The 20,111-nt window shown below is 64.9% G+C and carries 20 protein-coding genes and 2 tRNA genes; 13 read left to right on the top strand and 9 right to left on the bottom strand.

The features are described 5' to 3' along the window. The first annotated feature begins 99 nt into the window (after positions 1–99). The 3 genes from OF829_RS00465 (at position 100) to OF829_RS00455 (ending at position 2,449) form a co-directional block, all read left to right on the top strand. A complete protein-coding gene (locus OF829_RS00465) occupies positions 100–699 on the top strand; it encodes a hypothetical protein (RefSeq protein WP_264937980.1) in 600 nt (199 codons plus the stop codon). An 89-nt stretch (positions 700–788) separates the two neighbouring features. Continuing rightward, positions 789–2,189, top strand: a complete 1,401-nt coding sequence (locus OF829_RS00460; RefSeq protein WP_264937979.1) for a S8 family peptidase — start codon at positions 789–791, stop codon at positions 2,187–2,189. Positions 2,190–2,197: 8 nt separating this feature from the next. Continuing rightward, the gene (locus tag OF829_RS00455) at positions 2,198–2,449 is read left to right on the top strand and encodes a hypothetical protein (protein WP_264937978.1); all 252 of its coding nucleotides are present in this window, start codon (positions 2,198–2,200) and stop codon (positions 2,447–2,449) included. Between the two features lie 27 nt (positions 2,450–2,476). On the opposite strand, the gene OF829_RS00450 is transcribed toward OF829_RS00455, so the two are convergent. From OF829_RS00450 to rpsA, 3 genes are all read right to left on the bottom strand, one after another. After that, positions 2,477–2,563, bottom strand: a tRNA-Leu gene (locus OF829_RS00450). Between the two features lie 44 nt (positions 2,564–2,607). Further along, positions 2,608–2,886, bottom strand: coding sequence for an integration host factor subunit beta (locus OF829_RS00445; protein WP_264937977.1), 279 nt, complete (start codon positions 2,884–2,886; stop codon positions 2,608–2,610). Between the two features lie 182 nt (positions 2,887–3,068). Next, positions 3,069–4,880 (bottom strand): 30S ribosomal protein S1, encoded by a 1,812-nt coding sequence (rpsA, locus tag OF829_RS00440; protein ID WP_264937976.1) that lies wholly within the window; start codon positions 4,878–4,880, stop codon positions 3,069–3,071. A 489-nt stretch (positions 4,881–5,369) separates the two neighbouring features. Between rpsA and OF829_RS00435 the strand changes: the two genes are divergently transcribed. The 3 genes from OF829_RS00435 (at position 5,370) to OF829_RS00425 (ending at position 9,102) form a co-directional block, all read left to right on the top strand. Beyond that, positions 5,370–6,311 (top strand): hypothetical protein, encoded by a 942-nt coding sequence (locus tag OF829_RS00435; protein ID WP_264937975.1) that lies wholly within the window; start codon positions 5,370–5,372, stop codon positions 6,309–6,311. 15 nt (positions 6,312–6,326) lie between these two features. Further along, entirely contained in the window at positions 6,327–8,354 is a 2,028-nt protein-coding gene (locus tag OF829_RS00430; protein ID WP_264937974.1) for a LamG domain-containing protein, read from the top strand. Between the two features lie 148 nt (positions 8,355–8,502). Further along, a complete protein-coding gene (locus tag OF829_RS00425) occupies positions 8,503–9,102 on the top strand; it encodes a hypothetical protein (RefSeq protein ID WP_264937973.1) in 600 nt (199 codons plus the stop codon). Here the strand turns inward: OF829_RS00425 and OF829_RS00420 are convergent. From OF829_RS00420 to aroA, 3 genes are all read right to left on the bottom strand, one after another. Then, on the bottom strand, positions 9,099–11,471 hold the full coding sequence (locus tag OF829_RS00420) for an HAD family hydrolase (RefSeq protein WP_264937972.1): 2,373 nt from the start codon (positions 11,469–11,471) through the stop codon (positions 9,099–9,101). The two genes, OF829_RS00425 and OF829_RS00420, sit on opposite strands and share 4 nt — an antisense overlap. A 95-nt stretch (positions 11,472–11,566) precedes the next feature. Continuing rightward, positions 11,567–12,208, bottom strand: coding sequence for a (d)CMP kinase (cmk, locus tag OF829_RS00415; RefSeq protein WP_264937971.1), 642 nt, complete (start codon positions 12,206–12,208; stop codon positions 11,567–11,569). Positions 12,209–12,223: 15 nt separating this feature from the next. Continuing rightward, positions 12,224–13,549 carry a 3-phosphoshikimate 1-carboxyvinyltransferase gene (gene aroA / locus OF829_RS00410; protein ID WP_406701381.1) on the bottom strand — a complete coding sequence of 442 codons (1,326 nt, stop codon included), beginning with the start codon at positions 13,547–13,549 and terminating at the stop codon, positions 12,224–12,226. A 102-nt stretch (positions 13,550–13,651) separates the two neighbouring features. Here aroA and OF829_RS00405 point away from each other — a divergent pair, with 102 nt between their 5' ends. Continuing rightward, entirely contained in the window at positions 13,652–13,975 is a 324-nt protein-coding gene (locus OF829_RS00405; RefSeq protein ID WP_264937969.1) for a TIGR02300 family protein, read from the top strand. 85 nt (positions 13,976–14,060) lie between these two features. Next, positions 14,061–14,136: transfer RNA gene (locus tag OF829_RS00400), tRNA-Ala, on the top strand. A 79-nt stretch (positions 14,137–14,215) separates the two neighbouring features. On the opposite strand, the gene OF829_RS00395 is transcribed toward OF829_RS00400, so the two are convergent. After that, on the bottom strand, positions 14,216–14,983 hold the full coding sequence (locus tag OF829_RS00395; RefSeq protein ID WP_264937968.1) for a kinase: 768 nt from the start codon (positions 14,981–14,983) through the stop codon (positions 14,216–14,218). Positions 14,984–15,099: 116 nt separating this feature from the next. Between OF829_RS00395 and OF829_RS00390 the strand changes: the two genes are divergently transcribed. Next, positions 15,100–16,107 (top strand): LacI family DNA-binding transcriptional regulator, encoded by a 1,008-nt coding sequence (locus OF829_RS00390; protein WP_264937967.1) that lies wholly within the window; start codon positions 15,100–15,102, stop codon positions 16,105–16,107. A 109-nt stretch (positions 16,108–16,216) separates the two neighbouring features. Further along, positions 16,217–16,384 carry a hypothetical protein gene (locus OF829_RS00385; protein WP_264937966.1) on the top strand — a complete coding sequence of 56 codons (168 nt, stop codon included), beginning with the start codon at positions 16,217–16,219 and terminating at the stop codon, positions 16,382–16,384. A gap of 40 nt (positions 16,385–16,424) precedes the next feature. Here OF829_RS00385 and OF829_RS00380 read toward each other — a convergent pair whose 3' ends face one another. After that, positions 16,425–17,723, bottom strand: a complete 1,299-nt coding sequence (locus tag OF829_RS00380) for an MFS transporter (protein ID WP_264937965.1) — start codon at positions 17,721–17,723, stop codon at positions 16,425–16,427. Between the two features lie 172 nt (positions 17,724–17,895). Between OF829_RS00380 and pgsA the strand changes: the two genes are divergently transcribed. Genes pgsA through OF829_RS00365 form a run of 3 tightly spaced genes read left to right on the top strand, consistent with a single transcriptional unit; the run spans position 17,896 to position 19,135 of the window. Continuing rightward, positions 17,896–18,450, top strand: coding sequence for a CDP-diacylglycerol--glycerol-3-phosphate 3-phosphatidyltransferase (gene pgsA, locus OF829_RS00375; RefSeq protein WP_264937964.1), 555 nt, complete (start codon positions 17,896–17,898; stop codon positions 18,448–18,450). Continuing rightward, positions 18,450–18,701 carry a molybdopterin converting factor subunit 1 gene (moaD, locus tag OF829_RS00370; RefSeq protein WP_264937963.1) on the top strand — a complete coding sequence of 84 codons (252 nt, stop codon included), beginning with the start codon at positions 18,450–18,452 and terminating at the stop codon, positions 18,699–18,701. The genes pgsA and moaD overlap by 1 nt, the downstream gene beginning before the upstream one ends. After that, complete coding sequence (locus tag OF829_RS00365; RefSeq protein ID WP_264937962.1) at positions 18,698–19,135, top strand: molybdenum cofactor biosynthesis protein MoaE; 438 nt, start codon at positions 18,698–18,700, stop codon at positions 19,133–19,135. Before moaD ends, OF829_RS00365 begins: the two co-directional genes overlap by 4 nt. Here OF829_RS00365 and OF829_RS00360 read toward each other — a convergent pair. Further along, entirely contained in the window at positions 19,132–20,031 is a 900-nt protein-coding gene (locus OF829_RS00360) for a hydrogen peroxide-inducible genes activator (protein ID WP_264937961.1), read from the bottom strand. The two genes, OF829_RS00365 and OF829_RS00360, sit on opposite strands and share 4 nt — an antisense overlap. Between the last annotated feature and the right edge of the window lie 80 nt (positions 20,032–20,111).

The following is a 20,111-nucleotide window of genomic DNA, read 5'->3' as shown; positions in this document are numbered from 1 at the left end:
TCGATAGGGCCTATCGGTTCGGGTCCTCCCAATGGACACGAAACCTGGGAAACGGCGCCGAGCGGGTACGGGAAATTCGAGCCCGAATATATCTGCCTCGTGCATATCGGGTTCGGACCGAATTGGACGCTAACGGTCAACCATGCGAGCTTCCCGGGGAAGCTGGATAAGCCGGCTCGGGTTGCCAGGGCCGTCGAAATCTTTGAGACCAAGTTCAGCAAGCCCGGCGGCGGTTCTTATGAGTTCCAGGATCCAACGATGGGGGGCTATGGGCCCTATCCGTGGCAGAAGACCTATCACCAGCCGCACCGCAACGTTGACAGCACCACCTTCGATGACCTGCTTTTCGCGAACCGAACCGAGATCTTCATCTTCATCGAACACCCGCAGGTCGTGCTCTTCCCGAAAGAGAAGATGCTGGTCCCGACCACGTTCGCGTCCGATGGCACGACAAAGACGGACTCGAACGAGAGCTTCTTCGGTGCGGAGCACGTCACCGATGCCGAACTGAAAGGTTTGCTGGGCAAAGGAAAAATGATGCGCCTGGAGAACTATGTCGCAAAGGCGAATGGTTCGAAGATCAAGACTCCACCGGAAAAATACTCGTTGAACATTGGCTTCACCATTCCAAGCGGTCTTGGGCCAATGATGGTGGTTGTCGATCCCGATACCGGCAACGGCATGGGCTACGAGCCCTAGAGGGACAGCTCCCCTAGGCTGAGATTTCCCTTGGCCTGTAGCAACGCCCGGCGGTGAAGCCGTCGGGCCGGCGGAGGATGAATGGTGTCATGGGCAAGATAATCTGGGACGGCGAATCGTCGGGCTATCACCCCGGCCTTGTCGAGATTCGTGCGGCACCTCCTTCCGAAAGAGCGGGTTTCGACCTGCGCAAACGGGCGTCGGGGCGCGGCGGCGAGGCGCTCGGCTCACTCGAGCGCGAGAAGTCGCTACGATCGGTCGTGCGGATGGATGTTTCGCTGGCCGACGAGGAGGGGTTGGATCCATTCGGCCCGGGTCCGATGGCAATGAAGGTCTTTGCACCCGATTCCGTCCCGGAAGATCCGCTGGCGCGCACCAGCCTCGTCCAATTCGATCCGGCACTGCCGCTCCGACCGGTCCTGGAAGCGCTGGCGGCAGATCCTTCGATCCGGTGGGTGTCCCCGGTACCGATGCGCTACATTGCCGACAAGGCGCCTGAACACGACTATTTGGACCCACCGAATCCCCACATACTCAAGAGCCTCAAAAATATTCGCTGGTTTGAAGTAAAGAATGCCAAGAACATGCCCAACGCCTCGGGCGTGTCGGTGGCGGTGCTCGACACCGGCTTCGATCCTCGCCATCCCGACCTGAAGGATAAGAACGACTATTATGTGTGGTACTTCCACAGGAAGCATCGGCGATTTTCCAAGCTCGACTTTTGCGGGCACGGCACCCATGTGGCGGGCATCATCGGCGCCACGAGTGAAAACGGCCAGGGCGTCAACGGAATGTGCAACGCCAGGCTGGTGCCGTTCAAGATCGTCTGTGACGAGCCGGCCTATGACGAGGAACAGAACAGGTTCATCTACATCGTCGATCCGGGGCTTTACATGTGCGCACTTGCAAAGTGCCTGAGATATGGAGTTGATGTCGTCAATCTCAGCATCGCCGGTTTCAAATACTGTCGAACCGAGGCGCGCCTGATCCGGGAATTGATCGCGCGCGGCACCGTAGTCGTGGCGGGTATGGGCAATGACGGCCCCGACCGCAACCGGACGGCCTACCCAGCGGCGTTCAGGCGGGTCATCGCTGTCGGCGGCACCGATGAGCAAGATAGCGCAGTAAAAGATTCCAGTAGTGGCGCGCACATCGCGCTCTGCGCGCCGGGCAAGGACGTCTGGTCCACGCTTCCCACCTATCAGGGGCAATATTGTTTCGAAGCCGAGCCTGGCAACGATGAAGAACCCGAAATGGGGCCGCCCGTCGAGCGGAAAAAATATTATTATTATTGGAATGGGACATCGATGGCCACCGCGCATGTCAGTGGCGCGGCGGCGCTTTACCTGGCCAAGAACGGGAAACAGTCTCCGGCGACGGTCCGGCAGGCGCTGATCGACTCCGTCGACCGGGTGGACGAGATGGGCGACGAAAAATTCACCAAACGCCATGGTTACGGGCGGCTCAATCTCGAGAGGCTGCTCAAATAGCGTACGGGATGGCGACGATATCTTTCATCTTTAGCCAGCGTTCCACCAAGACCGAGCGCGCCAAGCTCCTTGAAGAGGTGCGCGGGCGCGCCGGCGTGCTGGATGTATCGTGGCTGATGGAGGATGCGGCCGATCCCGAACTTGCCCGAACGGCGTTGGCGGAAGTACGCGACGATGCCATGGCGACCTTGGTTTCGCAGCTTCGGGCGCATCGCATGATCGAAACCGTCGAGCCACCCGCGCGGCGCTATCTCGTATAATCCAAAATGGCGCGTCCGAGGAAAATCTGGTGCGGACGGCGGGACTCGAACCCGCACGCCCCGAGGGGCAGAAGATTTTAAGTCTCCGGCGTCTACCGGTTCCGCCACGTCCGCATGCGCTCCACGAAGCGCAGGGCGGCGTGGAGGTCAACCGCGCATCACACGTTTAAGCGCGCGCGCATTTCCTTGCCGGGCTTGAAATAGGGGACGCGCTTGGCGTCGACATCGACGGTTTCGCCGGTGCGCGGGTTGCGGCCGGTGCGGGCGTCGCGGGCACGGGTGGAGAAGGCGCCGAAGCCGCGCAACTCGACGCGGCCATCCTCGCTGAGCCGGTTCACGATCTCATCGAAAAAAACCGACACGATCTTCTCGACCTCGCGGACCGAGAGGCCGGGATTCTCCTCGGCCAGGAGCTGCACAAGTTCCGAACGGATCATTCCCGCATCCTCCCGTTGACGCCAGTTGGGAGTGCGGTCTCCCCACGGCGCTTAGACCCCGAAACGGACCGTAGCGCCGAATTACAACCTGCATCAACCCGAAGATTCGCGGAATTGTGCAAAATTGCACGAATTTTTGGGGGACGGCACTAAGCCTGGGTCATACCGTCCCCCAGAACGGATCAATTCTTCTCGCTGCGCGCCTTCAGCGCCTCGCCGAGAATGTCGCCCAGCGACGCGCCCGAATCGGACGAACCATATTGCTGGACCGCCTGCTTCTCCTCGGCGATCTGCATCGCCTTGACCGAGAAGGTCGGCTTCTTGGAGCGATCGAAGCCGGTCACCATCGCATCGAACTTCTGGCCGACCTGGAAACGCTCCGGACGCTGCTCGTCGCGGTCGCGGCCCAGATCGGTGCGCTTGATGAAGCCGGTCGCGCCATCATCGCCCGCCTGGACCTCGAGGCCCGCATCGCGGACTTCGAGCACGGTGACGGTGATGATCGCGTTCTTGTTGAGCTTGTCGCCGCCCGAAGCCACCGCGGCCGCCGAGGGGCCGCCGCGCTCGAGCTGCTTCATGCCGAGCGAGATGCGCTCCTTGTCGGCCTCGACCGCGAGCACGACCGCCTTCACGGTCTCGCCCTTGCGGTGCAGGTTGAGCGCGTCTTCGCCCGAGATGCCCCAGGCGATGTCGCTCATGTGCACCATGCCGTCGACGTCGCCGTCGAGGCCGATGAACAGGCCGAACTCGGTCGCGTTCTTGACTTCGCCCTCGACGGTCGAACCCACCGGATGCGCGGCCTCGAAGGCCTCCCACGGGTTGTTCTGCGCCTGCTTGAGACCCAGCGAGATGCGGCGCTTCTCTTCGTCGACCTCGAGCACCACGACTTCGACCTCCTGCGAGGTCGAGACGATCTTGCCCGGATGGACGTTCTTCTTGGTCCAGCTCATCTCCGAGACATGGACCAGGCCTTCGATGCCCGGCTCGAGCTCGACGAACGCGCCATACTCGGTGATGTTGGTCACGCGGCCCGACAGACGGGTGCCGACGGCGTATTTGGTGGTCGCGCCTTCCCACGGATCGCTCTCGAGCTGCTTCATGCCGAGGCTGATGCGCTGCGTGTCGCGGTTGATGCGGATGATCTGCACCTTCACCGTGTCACCGATGTTGAGCATTTCGCTCGGGTGCTGGACGCGCTTGTAGCTGAGGTCGGTGACGTGGAGCAGGCCGTCGATGCCGCCCAGATCGACGAACGCACCATAATCGGTGATGTTCTTGACGACGCCGTCGATCACCTGGCCCTCGGCGAGGCTCTGGATCAGGCCCGAGCGCTGCTCGGCGCGGGTCTCTTCGAGAACGGCGCGGCGGCTGACGACGATGTTGCCGCGCTTGCGGTCCATCTTGAGGATCTGGAAGGGCTGGGGGATGTCCATCAGCGGGGTGACGTCGCGCACCGGGCGGATGTCGACCTGGCTGCCGGGCAGGAAGGCCACGGCGCCGTTGAGGTCGACGGTGAAGCCGCCCTTCACACGGCCGAAGATCACGCCCTCGACGCGCGCGGTCTTGGCGAATTCGGTTTCGAGCTTGTCCCAGGCGGCTTCGCGGCGGGCACGGTCGCGGCTGAGCATCGCTTCGCCATTGGCGTTCTCGACGCGGTCGACGAACACTTCGACTTCGTCGCCAACCTTCAGATCGGCCTTCTGGCCAGGCATGGCGAACTCGCGCAGCGGAACGCGGCCTTCGCTCTTGAGGCCGACGTCGATGACGGCGAGGTCATTCTCGATCGCGGTGACGGTGCCGATGACGACGCGGCCTTCGAAGCCGTCCGCGCTGCCAAGTGTGGCTTCGAGCATTGCCGCGAAATCGTCGCGGGTGGGGTTTGCCGTGGTGGCCATGTGGTCTGTAGTCCTATTCACGTTTTTCCGGCCGGCCGGTTGAATCCGGCGGTCTTTGAGGCCGATTTTGCCGCGGTGGCCGGATGCCGGCCGCGGCATCCGTCGCGCGGAAACAGGCGGAGGAAATCCAAGACGCTGGAAAGCGAAAAGGGCGCGAGAGGACATACCCCTGCGCCTTCCTCCGCGAGGCAACCGCTCGCCGGACGGGCGCGCCTATACGCGCGAAGCCCGGCCAGCGCAAGCGCCGGGCGGGGAGGGCAGGATGCCGCCTGGATGACGTCAGTTGCGTGACAGTCGCGTGAGCGTTGTTGCAAGTTGATCCAAATCTATTCCGATAATGCCTTGCGGTAATCAAAAAGACCCCGCATCATTCATCGTCGCCATATAAAAATACTCCGAGTCGTAGCGAGTCATTAGATGATTCGCTGTCAGTAAACATGCGTGTTTTTAGAAACATTAAATCGGGGGTGTGTCATGCCAACCTATCAAGGCTTGCTGATTCGTGACAATTTCCAAGACGTTGGAATCATTCCGAGTACTGGAGATCTGTGGGTATCTCCCGACATCATTCCCTATGGTACCGGGGTCTTGACCTCAGCGACCGCGGTCCAGACCTATAACGGCCCCGATATCGGTCAGCCGGTGGTCAACAACGCCAACAACAACATCTACATCCGCTGCAAGAACATCTCTGGCGCAACGATGACGGGCAACGCCAATCTCTATTATGCCAACTCGTCGCTGTTCCTCTATCCGACTTCGTGGATTCCGGTGAATCTGCCGGTGACCAACAATAATTTCGTGACGACCTCTGGGACGGTATCGACCTCGCTGCCGAACGCCATGATCGGGCTGGTCCAGTCGCCCTTCACGCTGGGCGGGATCCCCAACAACGCGCATTACTGCTTCATCGCGGTGGTCAACAACAACGGCGTGCCGACCACCATTCCACCCAGCTTCGCGAGCAACGCGGCCTTCGCGCTTTGGGTCAGCAGTTCCCCGAACGTCGCCTATCGCAACATCGTGCTCAACGCCGGATCGCCGGGCCGCGTGGTGAACTACACCACCTTCGGCAACGCCAATTCGTTCGCGAGCCAGATGATCTTCTCGGTCGTCGGCACCAATGTGCCGGCCAACTCGACGTGGTCCGCCCAGTGCAGCGACGCGCGCCTGCCGCAGCCGTTCAACGCGAGTGGCACCTTCTCGTCCTCGGGGACAGCGAGCACCCAGCTGACGGTGCCGGCCAATATCGCCGGGGGCAACCCGCTGATGTCGATGGCATGGACCTTCGCCACCCCGAACGGCCAGCCTTTCCCGACCAACACCAGCTTCGCGATCAGCTATTACCAGGTCCCGACATCGCCCGGCGCCGTCGAGGGGCTCGACGACGCGTTCTTCGCGCTCGAGGCCCAGGCCAGCGCCGAATACAAGATCGCCTCGCGCGATCCGGAAGCCGTCAACGGCGTCGAGGCGGCGACGCTGATCCTGCTCGGATCGGTGCTCGTCTTCGCCACCAACCCCCATAGCTGATCAAGGGAGGATATCATGCCCACATTGCTTCCCCCCAACCATACCGGCGTCACCCGCTTCACCACGGGGCAGGGCGCCGCGACCTACGCGACCTGCCCGATCAGCTTCCAGAACAATGCGGCCTGGACGATCGAATTCTGGTGCTCGCTCGACGCGCTGGTCGATCAGATGCCGATGGTGACCAAGGGCACCGAGTTCATGCTCGCGAGCAGGGGCCAGACGCTCTACGCCGCGCTCGGCGGGCAGACGGTACCTTTGGTCTCACAAGCGCTGCTCGACACCAGCATCCCCTATTATATCTGCGTCATCTACGACGGCCTCACCATGTCGATGTACCTGAACGGCGCGCTCGCCGCTCAGGCGACGACCAGCGCCAATCCGCCGGCCTCGAGCGCGCAGCTGACCATCGGCAACGGCTTCTACGGCGAGATCCAGGGGCTGCGGCTGTGGACCCAGGCGATGAACGCCAACATCCTGGGCCAGAACCAGTTCAACAGCTTTGCCGCGGGAACGCCGAGCCTCGCGGTGCAGGACGATTTCACCGTCACCCCGCCGGTCGATACCTCGGGCAACAACATCGTCCCGACGCTCAACCAATATGCCCGCTATCTGCCGTTCGTGCCCGCGGGCGTGCTCGTCACCAGTTCGTTCTGCGACCCCTATAATGACGGCGCGGTGAACCCGGGGGGCGGCCAATCGCCCTTCTCGGTGTCGGCGTGGATCTGCCCCGACATCAACGGCGGCCTGATGTACATCTTCACCAACGGCGTCGCCGAATCGAACAGCGGCATGACGCTGGGGATCGGCACCGACGGCAAGTTGTTCTTCCAGGTGGGCGACGGCACCGTCCTGACCTCGAGCGCGACGCTGACCGACGGGGTGTGGGTGTTCGTCGCGGTGACCTGGACCCCGCCCGCCGCCGGCGCGCTCTACATCAACGGCGCGCTCGACAGCAGCTCCGCGGCCATGCAGCTGGCGGGCACGCTCGCCAACGGCGAGCCGCTGATCGGCGCGATCGCGAGCGTCGGCACCCAGCTGCCGATCAACTCGTTCGACGGGCAGCTCCAGAATGTCTGCGTGTGGAACGTCGCGCTCACCGCCGCCCAGATCGCGGGCTACCAGACCGCGACGCCGCAGACCGATCCCACCTGCATCGCCTATTACGACTTCTCGCAGGCGCCCGCACAGAACCAGGTGTCGTTCAACCCGGTCGGGCTGGTCTCGGGCGCGGCGCTGGCGCCCGCACCGGTCTATACCGGCGGGAGCATGGGCGCGCGGGCAGAAGCCCGGGCAATCGCGCCCAATCCCGCGGCGCTGGCCGCCGAACCGCCGCTCGAGCCGATGCCGGATATCGACGACGAAGCCTTCTTTGCTGCGGCGGAGGCCGAGTATGAGCGTTTCATGGGGGGCTTCAGGATCAGCGAGGAGCAGCGCAACTTCTTCCGCAACCTCCATTCGGAGCGGTTGCGCCAGGGGCGCGAGGATTTCCTGAACGGCGTCATGGCCGACTTCAACCGGGTGCGGATCGACGTGCTCGATGCCGGCGGCGCGCGAATGACCTTTGTCCATGCCGACGGCACCGAAGAGGTGATTTCCGACGGGCTGTTCGACGCGTGCACGCTCTGGTGCATCCAGCTGCTCGTCGCGATCGTCGGCGCACTGTGGCTCGCACTGGGCCTTGCGTTCAACTACTCCAGGTTCCTGCAGGGGATGACCAACTTCTTCGGAACGCGGATCAACTCGATCGGGATCATGCCCCAGCTGATCGCGACCTTCCGCAACGGCGTCACCGGCCAGGGCATCTATACCTGCCTCAAGCTGCTCTACGAATATTCGCTGCTGACCTCGATCGCCAAGCTTTCGTACCAGCTGATCTTCTCGTCGCTCAGCTGGTGGACGATCCTGTCGCTCGCCATGCGAATCGTGCTGCTGATGTCGCCCACCGCGGTGCTCGAGATATTGTGGCTGGTCGCGCAGCTCGCCTATTCGATCTACTCGATCGTGCAGCTCCTCCAGCAGCGCCCGCCGGGCTGTCTCAACTGAGGTTCCGCGCCGTTCCCGCGGGGCCCTGCCCCCCACTCCCCCGCGGGAACGATGCGCCGGCCGATCGCGAAGAATAGCGAGACGATGTTGCCGGAATTCGACTTTGCTGGCAGCAATTGCCGTCCGATCGATTGGGGGGATTCGACGCATGCAGAAGATCATGTTCATCCGGCACGGCGAAAAACCGGAGACCGGCATTGATGGTGTCACGCCGGCGGGGAAGAAAGACAAGGAAGATCTGATCGTTCAGGGCTGGCAACGGGCCGGGGCATTGGCGCGGTTCTTTGCACCGCTCGCGCCCAACACGATCGCGGCGGGGCTGGAGGTGCCGACGACCCTGTTCGCGGCGGCGGTCAACGCTGCCAGCAAGAGCATCCGGCCGCAGCATACGATCACCCCGCTTTCACAGCTGACCGGCATCGCGATCGACATCAACTATGGCGACGGCGACGAGGCTGCGCTGGCCGCCGCGGCGGTCGCGGCATCGGCCAACGGACCGGTGCTGGTCGCATGGCAGCACCAGCAGATTCCTTGCCTGATCTCCAACGTCGCGGGCACCCCGCTTGCCCCGGAATGGCCGGGCGACCGGTTCGACCTGGTATGGGTGCTCGATCTGATCGATGGCGCCTGGACCTTCTCGCAGGTGCCACAGATGCTGATCGCGGGCGACAGCACCGCGCCTGCGCCGGTGCTGACGACCCCCTGCGTCGCGAAGCTCAAGAAGCTGAAGAAGCCGAAGGGCGGTTAGGCGACCGCCTTCAGCTCCGCGGTCAGCTGCCGCGGTACTACCGGGCGGAACACGACGGAGAGCAGGACCGGCTCGTTCACGTCCGGCGGAGGGACCATCAGCAGGCCGTTGGGCTGGGCGCGGTAGAGGCCAGGCGCGCCCTGCTCCATGGCGTCGGTCACGCCCTTGGCGGTGAAGGTCCGCGCCTGCTCCATGCCGGGCTTCATATCGGCGACGGGCGTGAAGCTGACCTCCTCGATCTGCACCCATTCGGCGATCCGGCCGAGCTGGATCGCGACCGTGGGGCGCTGGCGCCCCACGGGCACGCGGATGCGGTAATAGCCCTCGGCTGTGGGATAGGCGGTCAGATCGGCGGTCGCCTGGTCGGTCGCGGTCGCGAAGATCGCGGGGACGGCGATGCCGCCCACCTCGAAATCGGTGTTGCGCAGGTCGAGCTTGAAGCGCGAGGCGGTGAAGTTGGCGAGGCTGACCGGCAGACCCTGCGATTGAAGCTCGGCCGACATGAACTGCGGCACATGATCATTGTAGAAGGTCAGCCCGCGGCGGCGTAGGCCCTTGGTCCCGCGTTCCGAATCCATCAGCATCTCGCTGGCGGAGGTGCCCATGTTGAGATCGTAGACGAAGCTTTCGAACACCGCGACTTCGCTGGCGTTGGGCAGGAAGAAGAGCCGCGCGAGCGTCGCGGCCGCGGCGCGGGTGCGGCTGTCGAGATCGTCCGAGCCGGGCGCGCGGACCACGCCGCTGCCGGCCTCGCGCGCAAAGGTCAGCGCGGCCTCCTGGACCACGGCGCGCGACGCGTTGTGCGCGGCCTTGGCGTCGACCGCCTCGCGGATGGGGGCGCCGTTTGCCTCGAAATCGATCGTCGAGCCCTGTTCGATATTGCAGAGCTGTTCGACCACCACGATCGATCGCGAAAGCGCGTGGAGCGTGCGGTAATCGAAGTTGCGGACGTCGATCATACCCTTCTTGTCGAGGCCCGAGGCGTTCTTCTCGCGCAGGAAGATGTAGCGGCCCGACACGTCGAGCTTCATCGCCTCCTTGAGCACCGGGGTCAGGAAATTCTGGACGGTGCCGTTATAGCCGATATCGACCAGCATCACCGCATCGCCCTCGGCAACGCCGGCGCTTGCCAGATGCGCCACCAGCTTCTTGAGGAAGGCGCCGCGGCGAATGAAGATCTTGCGGCTCATCTCGGGCGAGCGGACCCATTTGACGAAGGCAGGGCGCTGGACCTTGGGATCGCCCTTCAGGAATTTGGAATATTCCTGCTCGAACAGCATGAGCTGCCTGGCGAGCGAGCGGATCGGCAGCTTGTTGTACCATTCGTCGAGATAGTGATCGAGGCTCTCCATGTCGGCGATGCTGGCCCGCAGCGCGACGAAGCGGCTGATCTCGATCGTCTGCGCGCCCGCTTCGGGGAAGAGCGTGTCGAAGACGCGCCAGGGAAGATAGCCGTCGCGCATCACGAAGAGCGGGCGGACCGGGCGGCCCGCGGCGGCCGAGGCCGTGTCGATCTCCTGCTTGAGCCATAGCGAGAAGGTGTGGAGCGCTGGGCCCATCACGTCATGGCCGAGGATATAAGCGGGGTCGCTCGACTGGCGCAGCGAGACCTGGGCGCGGTGCGGCTGGCACACGGCGCGGGAGATTCCGGCAAGCGGATCGAGCATGATCGCGGTGGCCGCCTCCATGCGAAGCCGCGCGGCGCTTTCCTCGTCGAACTGGGCGAGATGGACCGCGTGCAGGCCATATTCGTCCGCCGCTTCATAGTCCGCGCCGCGATTGTCGCCGACGTGCAGAATCTTGTCTCCGCTGACGCCCAGCGTCTCGAGGACATGGTCGAACAGTCCGTCGCGCTTGCCCACGCCATAGGCTGCCGAGACGAAGACATGGTCGATGCTGTCGAGCAGTTCCGGCCCCGCGGCGGCGGCGATGTGCGCGCGCAGCTGGCTCTCCGAGAGATACATGTCGGAAACCATCACGACCTTGAGCCCGCGGCGTTTGGCTTCGTGGATCAGCGCGACGGTGGGCCTGAAGGCGAAGGCGTGCTTCGCCTCGATCGCCAGCTCGCGCGCGACCGCGGCGTTGACCTCGTCCTCGCTGGGGCTGGCAAGCATCCGGCGATAGACGTCCTCGATGCCGATCTCCTTGGCCCCGCGCTTGGTCCAGGCCGATTTGCGCGCCTGCGATTCGGCCCAGCAGCGCGGCTCGATCCCGCCGCCCGCAAGCGTCAGATCGGCGAAGACATCGGTGGGGGCATGGGTGTTGCGCCAGATCAGCGTGTCGAAACAGTCGAGCGAGAGGACCTCGACGCCCTCGGGCGCGCGGTCGAGCAAGGTCTCGAGCTCATGGGCCCGAACGATGAACTGCATGATCTTCCCCTGACGAAATTCAGAAGCATCTGTGACCATGCATGGTTAGGAAGGGGTTAAAATTGGGGGATAGGTAGTAACCGCAGGGCGTTAGCCTACTCCGCCGCTGCCCCTTGGCGCGCCTTTTGCGCCTCGACGATCGCGATCGCGCGCTGGAGCGCGGCGTCGATCGAGAGGAAGCTGGTATCGAGCATCACGGCGTCGGGGGCGGGGACCATCGGCGCGCTGGGGCGCTTGGCGTCGCGCTCGTCGCGGGCGCGGATATCGGCCAGCACCTTGTCGAGGCTGGTGACGATGCCGCGCTTGCGCAGCTCCATGTGGCGGCGCTGGGCGCGGATCATCGGGGTGGCCTTGATGAACAGCTTCACGTCCGCGTCGGGGGCGATCACTGTGCCGATGTCGCGCCCGTCGAGCACCGCGCCGCCGCTCTGGTGCGCGAATTTCTTTTGGCGCAGCAGCAGTGCGGCGCGCACCAGCGGGTGCGCCGAGACGATCGAGGCGGCCTTGCCGACCTCCTCGCTCTTCAGCCAGGGATCGTCGAGCGTGTAATCGTCGAAGCTGCACGCCGAGACCGCGTCGGCTTCGTTCGCCGGATCGAACTCGTCCTTGAGCACCGCCGCGGCGACGGCGCGATAGAGCAGGCCGGTATCGAGGTGCGGCAGCTTGTAATGCCTGGCCAGCGCCCGGGCGATGGTGCCTTTGCCTGATGCTGCGGGTCCGTCGACGGCGATAATCATGGCGGTCAAGTTGGCCTACTGGGTGAGCGCGTCAAGGGTGGGCAGGAAATTCGGATAGCTGGTGGCGATCGGCGCTACGTCGTCGATTTCCACCGGGGCTTTCGCGACAAGTCCAGCCACCGCCATGCTCATCGCGATACGATGGTCCAGTTTCGAGGCGACCCGTGCGCCGCCCGCGATGGACGCCCCGCCCGAGCCCTGAATCGCGAGGCCGTCCTCATATTCCTCGACGCTCACGCCCACCGCGGCCAGCGCCTCGGCCATCACCGCGATCCGGTCCGATTCCTTGACGCGCAGTTCGTGCGCGCCGCGCGCGATCGTGCAGCCCTCGGCCATCGCCGCCGCGACGAACAGGATCGGATATTCGTCGATCATGCTCGGGGCGAGCTCGGGGGGCACTTGGATCGCCTTGAGCGGGGCGTGCTTCACGATCAGGTCGGCGACCGGCTCGCCGCCGACGATTCGCGGGCTTGCCTCGGAAATGTCCGCGCCCATCAGCCGGAGCGCCGCAATCAACCCGGTGCGGGTCGGGTTCATGCAGACATTGGCGATGGTGATTTCGGACCCTGGAACGATCGACGCCGCGACCATCCAGAAACCCGCGGAAGAGGGATCGCCCGGCACGACGATATGCTGCGGCTTGAGCTCGGCTTCGCCGCGGATCGAGATGATCTTGCCCCGGGGGGAGTCCTCGACGCTCAGCTCGGCGCCGAAGCCGGTGAGCATCCGCTCGCTATGGTCGCGCGTCGGCACCGGCTCGATTACCCGGGTGATGCCCGGCGTGTTGAGCCCGGCGAGCAGCACCGCCGACTTTACCTGCGCCGAGGCGACCGGAAGCGTGTATTCGATCGGCACCGCCGGGCAAATGCCGCGCAGCATCAGCGGCAGGCGGCCGCCGGGGCTGGCGGTGATCTCCGCGCCCATCCGGGAGAGCGGCTCGATCACGCGGCCCATGGGGCGGCCCGAGAGCGAGGCGTCGCCGGTAAAGGTGCAAGTGATCGGATGGCTGGAGACGAGACCCATCAGCAGTCGCGTCGAGGTCCCCGAATTGCCCATGTCGAGCGCCGCCTGGGGCTGGAGCAGCCCGCCTACGCCCACGCCGTGCACGCGCCACGTCCCGTCCTCGCCGCGCTGGACGTCGGCGCCCATTGCCCGCATCGCCGCCGCCGTGGCGAGCACATCCTCGCCCTCCAGCAGCCCCTCGATCCGGCTTTCGCCCACCGCCAGCGCCGAGAACATGAGGGACCGGTGGCTGATCGACTTGTCTCCGGGCACGACAACGGTGCCGCGCAGCGGGCCGCGCGCGGAAAAGCTCATGGGGCGGGGGAGGGAACCGTGCATCGCGCGGGCTTTGACACCGGGCTTGCACCATGGCAAGGCGCGCCCCACTTTGCGGGTCACTGGATCCGAAATCACGAAATTTGAAAGGCAAGAGGCAACTCTATGGTGAAGGCCGAATGGGGCACGAAGCGCGGATGCCCGAAGTGCGGAACGCGATTCTACGACCTGACCAAGGACGAGCCCGTCACCTGCATCAACTGCGGCTATGCGTGGGAGCCCGAGCCGATTCTCAAGTCGAAGCAGCCGCTGCCCTTCGAGGCCGCCAAGGCTGCCGTTCCCGCCGCCGCGGTGGAGGATGCCGATCTGGGCGACGAGGATCTGGACATCGGTGCCGATGACGAGGAACCCTCGGCCGATGACGATGTCGATCTGGGCGGCGACGACGATCTGGGTGTCGAGACCGGCGGAAACGACGACGACGTCTGATTTGAATTGATTTGCGCGAGGACGCCACAAGCGTCCTTGCCAAAGGCGCGATGGCCTTCTAATGGCCGTCGCCTTCTCAGGGTGTGGGGCCGTAGCTCAGCTGGGAGAGCGTCGCAATGGCATTGCGAAGGTCAGGGGTTCGATCCCCCTCGGCTCCACCAAATCCCATCGGGATTTGATTTCGCCTCGGTTCTTGGTTGTCCCTCGGGGCGCCACCATTCCCCTGATTTTCCAGCAAAATCAGCCAATCGCCCGCCGCTTCGAATCGAGCCGAATCGTCAGGTCGGCCCAAGTGTCGCCATGGCGGAGCAGATGCTCGGTCAGGCGGCGATAATGCTCCACGAAACCGCGGACCTCGGCGTCAGCCATCGGGCCGCCGGCTTTGCGTTCCTGCTCGATCCGCCAGCCGGTGACCACGTCGAACCCCGGTGCCTTGAGCGTCACCAGGAAATCGATCCAGCGGAAGAGTGAGGCATAGGGGCCGCCGAGCTGATCGTTGACGTAGCGCCGCCATGTTCCGTCCGCGTCGCGCTCGTGTTCGAGCGCGTTGACCGGCTCGGCCAGTGCCGATTCCGGCTCGGGCCGCGCGCCGACGCACCAGCCTTCGAAGATCACGATGTCCGCCGGGCCTGCAAAGCCTTCGGGATCACCGGGCTCGTCGCGCTTCTTGTCGAATCGCGGGAGCATCACCGTGTCCTCGCGCCCCAGCGCCTCGATCGTGCGCGCCCACAATGCGACATCATGCGTCCCCGGCACGCCGCGGGTACGCAGCAGCGGATGAACCGTCTCCGCCAGCCGCTGCCGCCGCGCGCCATCGAGATAGAAATCGTCGAGCGACAGGACCGCGCAGCGCAATCCCCGCGCGTGCATCCGCTCCGCCAGCACCATCGCGACGGTCGATTTCCCGCTCCCCTGCGCCCCGCAAATGCCCAGGATGAACGGCTTTCGCCCGTCCATGCGATCCGGGAGCGCCGCCGCGATCAGGTCTGCGGCCGTCGGGTAGGTCATTGCGGCAGACTATCGGCGGCTGCACCCGGTGCAACATCTGCTTGCACGGGCCCCAACAGGCGGTCATATGCCGGAGACGGAGTAAGCGTAGCGACGTCCGGTCCTTTGGAGAGACGATGTCCAGCCGTCCGACGATCAAGGAAGTGTCGAAGATTGCAGGGGTCTCGTTCAAGACCGTCTCGCGCGTCCTCAACAATGAAAAACATGTCAGCGAGGCGACCAAGAAGCGCGTCGAGGAGGCGGTTGCCCAGCTCAACTTCCGCCCGAGCCACGCCGCGCGTACCCTTGCCGGGCGGCGCTCGTTCCAGGTTGCGCTGATCTACGACAATCCCAGCCCCTATTATGTCTATCACATCCAGGCCGGCGCGCAGGAGGCCTGCGCCCGCCACGGCTACCGGTTGCTCCACCAGCCGGTCGATATGCAGGCCAAGGATTTCGTTGCGAGCGTGATGGCGCTGGTCGATGAGGCGCATCTCGACGGGCTGATCATCTCGCCGCCGGTCGCGGACAGTATCGAGCTGCTCGAGGTGCTCGACGACCGCAACATCCCCTATGTCCGCATCGCGCCCGGCGTGCGCCGCGAGGAGGGCCGGTCGGTGGGGATGGACGATGTCGGCGCCGCGCGCGAGCTGACCGAGCATCTGCTCGCCAAGGGGCACAAGCGCATCGCGTTCGTCCGTGGCCCCGAGAACCACGCTTCGTCGAGCGACCGCTATGCCGGCTATCGCGCCGCGCTGGAGGCCGCCGGCGTGCAGCATGATCCGACCCTGGTGGTGCAGGGCAATTACACTTTCGCCTCGGGGCTCGAGCAGACCGACAAATTGCTCGGACTCAAAATCCCGCCGACTGCGATCTTCGCGGGCAATGACGAGATGGCGGCGGGCGCGCTCGCCGCGGCGCATGAGCGCGGGGTCGATGTCCCCGGCGTGCTCTCGATCGCGGGGTTCGACGATACCGATCTGGCGCGCGCGGTATGGCCGATGCTGACCACGGTGCACCAGCCGGTGCGCGAGCTCGCCGAGGCGGCGGCGGACCTGCTGGTGGGCGGCGACGGCGGCGGGCGCCACCGCACGCTCGACCATCGGCTCGAGAAGCGCGATTCCACGGGTCCAGCGGCGCGCTGAGTTCCCGCGTAATCAACGATTTTCCTTGGTAAATTTCTGTCCCCGTGCGGGGCATCCTTAACCAAGCTCTTGGCTGGCGTGAAAAGTAAACACGGCGTTAACTCATGCCATGCAACACCAGCTCCTCCTCGCGCAACACGCGCGCCGCCACCCGATCCGCGAAACCGTCCGCGTGGCCCGCGCCGTCGAGCGCAAGCGGCGCGACGATGGCGACCTGAAGCTGTTCCTGCTCAGCTTCGGCGCCTTCTTCATCTGCTTCACGACGTTCTTGCTCTGATTCCTTCCCTCTCCCCTATCAAGGGGAGAGGGACACAGGGTTACTCGTCGACATGCACCCGGCTGTCGAGTTCGTGGGCCTTCTCGGCCTGATAGAGCCGCCAGCCGCACCAGGCCGAGGCCACGCAGAGCAGCAGCACCACCAGGATCGCCTCGGCCACGCCGACGCCCAGCTTGGTCACCCCCAATATCCCCAGCGAGCCGCCGACCATGAAGGCCGAGTTGACGATGTTGTTCGCCGCCACCGTGCGCGAGGTCTGCGACTTGTCGACCGTGGTCGTCAGGAAGGCGTAGAGCGGCACGACGAACATGCCGCCGGTGATCGCGATCATCGCCAGGTCGAGCAGCACACGCCACGCGCCCGGATAGGCGATGAACTCGAGTGTCTTGAGCAGCGGCCCGCTGTCGGCGCCCCAGGTCGAGGCGGCGAAATAGAAATCGCCGACGAACAGCGCCATCACCAGCACCGACACGGGCGAGTAGCGCGCCGAGACGCGGCCCTTGAGCATCCGGTTGATGATTACCGATCCGATCGCGATCCCGCTCGCGAACACGCCGAGGAAGACGCTCGCGACGTCCTTTTGCGCGTGGAACACATTCTTGACGAGCGGCGGGAAGAGTACGCCCAGCACCGCCGCGATCGTCCAGAACACGCTGATCGCGACGATCGCCAGATAAAGGCGGCGGATGTGGAGCGTCGCCGCGACGAGGCGGTAGGACGAGCGGATGATGTTCCAGTCGAGCTTGAGCTTGGCGACGGGCGGGGCGGGCGGGATCTGGCGCGAGGCGAGCCAGCCGATCACCGCCACCGCGACCACCGCGGCGGCGGAAATGCGGTAATCCGGGATCGTGCCGCCCGCGATCGTGCCGCCCAGGATCGCGATATAGGTGCCCGCCTCGACCAGGCCGGTGCCGCCCAGCACCTCATCCTCGGCCATGTGCTGGGGGATGATCGCGTATTTGATCGGGCCGAAAAAGGTCGAATGGATTCCCATGCCGACCAAGGCGGTGAGCATCAGCGGGATATTGCCGATCAGGATGCCGGTGCCGCCGATCAGCATGATGATGATCTCGGCCACCTTGATGATCCGCATGATCTTCGCCTTGTCGTAGCTGTCGGCGATCTGGCCGGCGAGCGCGGAGAAGAGGAAGAAGGGCAGGATGAACAGCCCCTGCGCGATCGCGCTGAACTGGGTCTCCGCCGCTTCGCTGTTGAAGACCTGATAGGTCGCGAAGAAGATCATCGCGTTCTTGAAGAGGTTGTCGTTGAACGCGCCCAGGAACTGGGTGACGAACAGGGGCAGGAAGCGGCGCTTCGTGAGCAAGCCGACGGTGATCATGCGGTGTTCGTACCCTCGGTATTGCGAAACGATGCGCGGGCATAGCCGAGCCGCGGCCGCGGCGGCAATGCGGATTCGGGTGGGGCGGTTGTCCCCAACCTTCCACCGTCACCCCTGCAACGCGGCCGGGGTGACGGTGGAAGGTTGGAAGCCACGGTGCTACATCCCCGCCATGCTGACCCTGCCCAATATCCTCACGCTTTCCCGGATCGTCACCGTGCCGCTGCTCGCAGCCTTTCTCTGGTGGCCCGATTGGGACCTGGGCTATGCGATTGCCTTCGCGATCTACGCGCTGATGGGCGTGACCGATTATTTCGACGGCTATCTCGCCCGCGCGCAGGGCACCGTCTCGAAGCTCGGCCAGTTCCTCGATCCGATCGCCGACAAGATCATGATCGCCGCGGTGATCCTGATGCTGGTGGCGAAGAATGTGGTGGCGGACCTTCACATCATCCCCGCGCTGGTAATCCTGGTGCGCGAGATCGCGGTCTCGGGCCTGCGCGAGTTCCTGGGCGGGATCCAGGTGTCGGTCCCCGTCTCGGCGCTCGCCAAGTGGAAGACGACGCTCCAGCTCGGCGCGCTCGGCTTCCTGATCTTCAGCCACGCGGTGCCGGCCTGGGGCTGGACGCACGATGTCGGGCTGGTCGCGCTATGGGGCGCGGCGGCGCTGACCGCGATCACCGGCTGGGATTATCTGCGCGTCGGCCTCAAGCACATGGATAGCTGATGCAGTTGCTTTATTTCGCCTGGGTGCGCGAACGCATCGGGACGGGGGCGGAGACGCTCGATCCCCCGCAGGCGGTGCGTACCGTGGCGGACCTGATCGATTGGCTCGGCGGGCTGAGCCCCGGCCATGCCGAAGCGATGCGCGAGCCGGCGAAGTTGCGCGCCGCGATCGACCAGGCCTTTGTGCCGCTCGATGCCGAACTCGGCCATGCGAAGGAAGTCGCGCTCTTCCCCCCGGTGACCGGCGGATGATCAACGTCTCGGTCCAGCCCGCGCCGATCGACTTGCCCGCCGAGCTCGCCGCGGTCGAGATCAAGGGGGCGGGGGGGATCGCCAGCTTCATCGGCACGGTGCGCGGCGATGGCGGGGTCACCGAACTCACGCTCGAACATTATCCGGGCATGACCGAAGGCGCGCTGATCGGGCTGGCCGAGGAAGCGTTCGCGCGCTGGGGGCTGCTCGGCGTGACGATCGTCCACCGCGTCGGCGCGATGGTTCCGGGGGACCATATCGTCTTCATCGCCACCGCCGCGCCGCACCGAAAGGAGGCGCTCGAAAGCTGCGCCTATCTGATCGACCGGCTGAAGACCGACGCGCCCTTCTGGAAGCAGGAGAAGCGCGGCGGGGAGGCGGCGTGGGTGGAAGCCAAGGCCTCGGATGGGGCGGCGGCGGAGCGGTGGACCTAACGCGCCGCCGCGAGCACCCCCGCCAGCAACCGGAAGTCCCGCTCCCTCGGACTCGCCCGCCGCCACACCAGCGCGATCTTGCGCGCCGCATTCTCGGCATCGAGCGGGCGGGAGGTCACATGCGTGTGCTCCAATATCCCCGCGTCGATCGCCATTTGCGGCAGCATCGTCACGCCCAGGCCGTTATCGACCATCTGCACCATGGTGTGCAGCGACGTTCCCAGCATCGTCGCCTCGGCGCGCAGTTCGGGGCGGTTGCAGGCGGCCAGCGCATGGTCCTTCAGGCAATGTCCGTCCTCGAGCATCAGCAGCCGGGTCGCGTCGATATCGGCCGGGCTGATCGCGGGCGGGGCGGGCTCGATCTCGCCTTCGCGGAACGCGACATGGAGCGCATCGTCGAACAAGGGCGCCGCCTCGACATCGCCGCAGGCGAAGGGGAGGGCGAGCAGCACGCAATCCGCACGGCCATGCGCCAGCGCCTCGCACGCCTGGCCGCTGGTCTCCTCGCGAAGATAGAGCTGGAGGTCGGGATATTCCTTTCGCAGCCGCGGCAGGATGCGCGGGAGCATGAAGGGCGCGATCGTCGGGATCACGCTCATCCGCATCTCGCCCGACAGTGGCCGCCCGGCGGCGCGGGCGAGATCGCCCAGCTCGTCGGCCTCGCGCAGCACGCGCCGGGCCTTCTCGACGATGCGCTCCCCCAGCGGCGTGAAGCGCACCACACGCCGCGTCCGCTCGACCAGCACCACCCCGATCAGCGTTTCCAGCTCGCGGATTCCCGCCGAAAGCGTCGATTGGGTCACGAAGCATGCGTCCGCGGCACGTCCGAAATGCCCGGAATCGTGGAGCGCGAGCAGATATTGGAGCTGTTTCAGCGTCGGAAGATAGGTCGTCATCCCGGGCAGTCATTTATCGGTAAAATCGATCAATGACCAGAGAATAAGCGATTGGCACACTCAACCCGCATGGCTATATC

The sequence above is a fragment of the Sphingomonas caeni genome (genome assembly GCF_026013415.1).
GTDB classification, from domain to species: Bacteria; Pseudomonadota; Alphaproteobacteria; order Sphingomonadales; family Sphingomonadaceae; genus Sphingomonas; species Sphingomonas caeni.
This window is presented reverse-complemented; position numbering and strand designations above follow the sequence as displayed.

Coding starts and splice junctions, on each gene's coding strand:
- OF829_RS00460 (WP_264937979.1), top strand. CDS start 789: ATGGGCAAGATAATCTGGGACGGCGAATCGTCGGGCTATCACCCCGGC.
- OF829_RS00455 (WP_264937978.1), top strand. CDS start 2,198: ATGGCGACGATATCTTTCATCTTTAGCCAGCGTTCCACCAAGACCGAG.
- OF829_RS00445 (WP_264937977.1), bottom strand. CDS start 2,886: ATGATCCGTTCGGAACTTGTGCAGCTCCTGGCCGAGGAGAATCCCGGC.
- rpsA (WP_264937976.1), bottom strand. CDS start 4,880: ATGCCGCGGCCGGCATCCGGCCACCGCGGCAAAATCGGCCTCAAAGAC.
- OF829_RS00430 (WP_264937974.1), top strand. CDS start 6,327: ATGCCCACATTGCTTCCCCCCAACCATACCGGCGTCACCCGCTTCACC.
- OF829_RS00425 (WP_264937973.1), top strand. CDS start 8,503: ATGCAGAAGATCATGTTCATCCGGCACGGCGAAAAACCGGAGACCGGC.
- OF829_RS00420 (WP_264937972.1), bottom strand. CDS start 11,471: ATGCAGTTCATCGTTCGGGCCCATGAGCTCGAGACCTTGCTCGACCGC.
- cmk (WP_264937971.1), bottom strand. CDS start 12,208: ATGATTATCGCCGTCGACGGACCCGCAGCATCAGGCAAAGGCACCATC.
- aroA (WP_406701381.1), bottom strand. CDS start 13,549: ATGCACGGTTCCCTCCCCCGCCCCATGAGCTTTTCCGCGCGCGGCCCG.
- OF829_RS00405 (WP_264937969.1), top strand. CDS start 13,652: ATGGTGAAGGCCGAATGGGGCACGAAGCGCGGATGCCCGAAGTGCGGA.
- OF829_RS00395 (WP_264937968.1), bottom strand. CDS start 14,983: ATGACCTACCCGACGGCCGCAGACCTGATCGCGGCGGCGCTCCCGGAT.
- OF829_RS00390 (WP_264937967.1), top strand. CDS start 15,100: ATGTCCAGCCGTCCGACGATCAAGGAAGTGTCGAAGATTGCAGGGGTC.
- OF829_RS00385 (WP_264937966.1), top strand. CDS start 16,217: ATGCAACACCAGCTCCTCCTCGCGCAACACGCGCGCCGCCACCCGATC.
- OF829_RS00380 (WP_264937965.1), bottom strand. CDS start 17,723: ATGATCACCGTCGGCTTGCTCACGAAGCGCCGCTTCCTGCCCCTGTTC.
- pgsA (WP_264937964.1), top strand. CDS start 17,896: ATGCTGACCCTGCCCAATATCCTCACGCTTTCCCGGATCGTCACCGTG.
- moaD (WP_264937963.1), top strand. CDS start 18,450: ATGCAGTTGCTTTATTTCGCCTGGGTGCGCGAACGCATCGGGACGGGG.
- OF829_RS00365 (WP_264937962.1), top strand. CDS start 18,698: ATGATCAACGTCTCGGTCCAGCCCGCGCCGATCGACTTGCCCGCCGAG.
- OF829_RS00360 (WP_264937961.1), bottom strand. CDS start 20,031: ATGACGACCTATCTTCCGACGCTGAAACAGCTCCAATATCTGCTCGCG.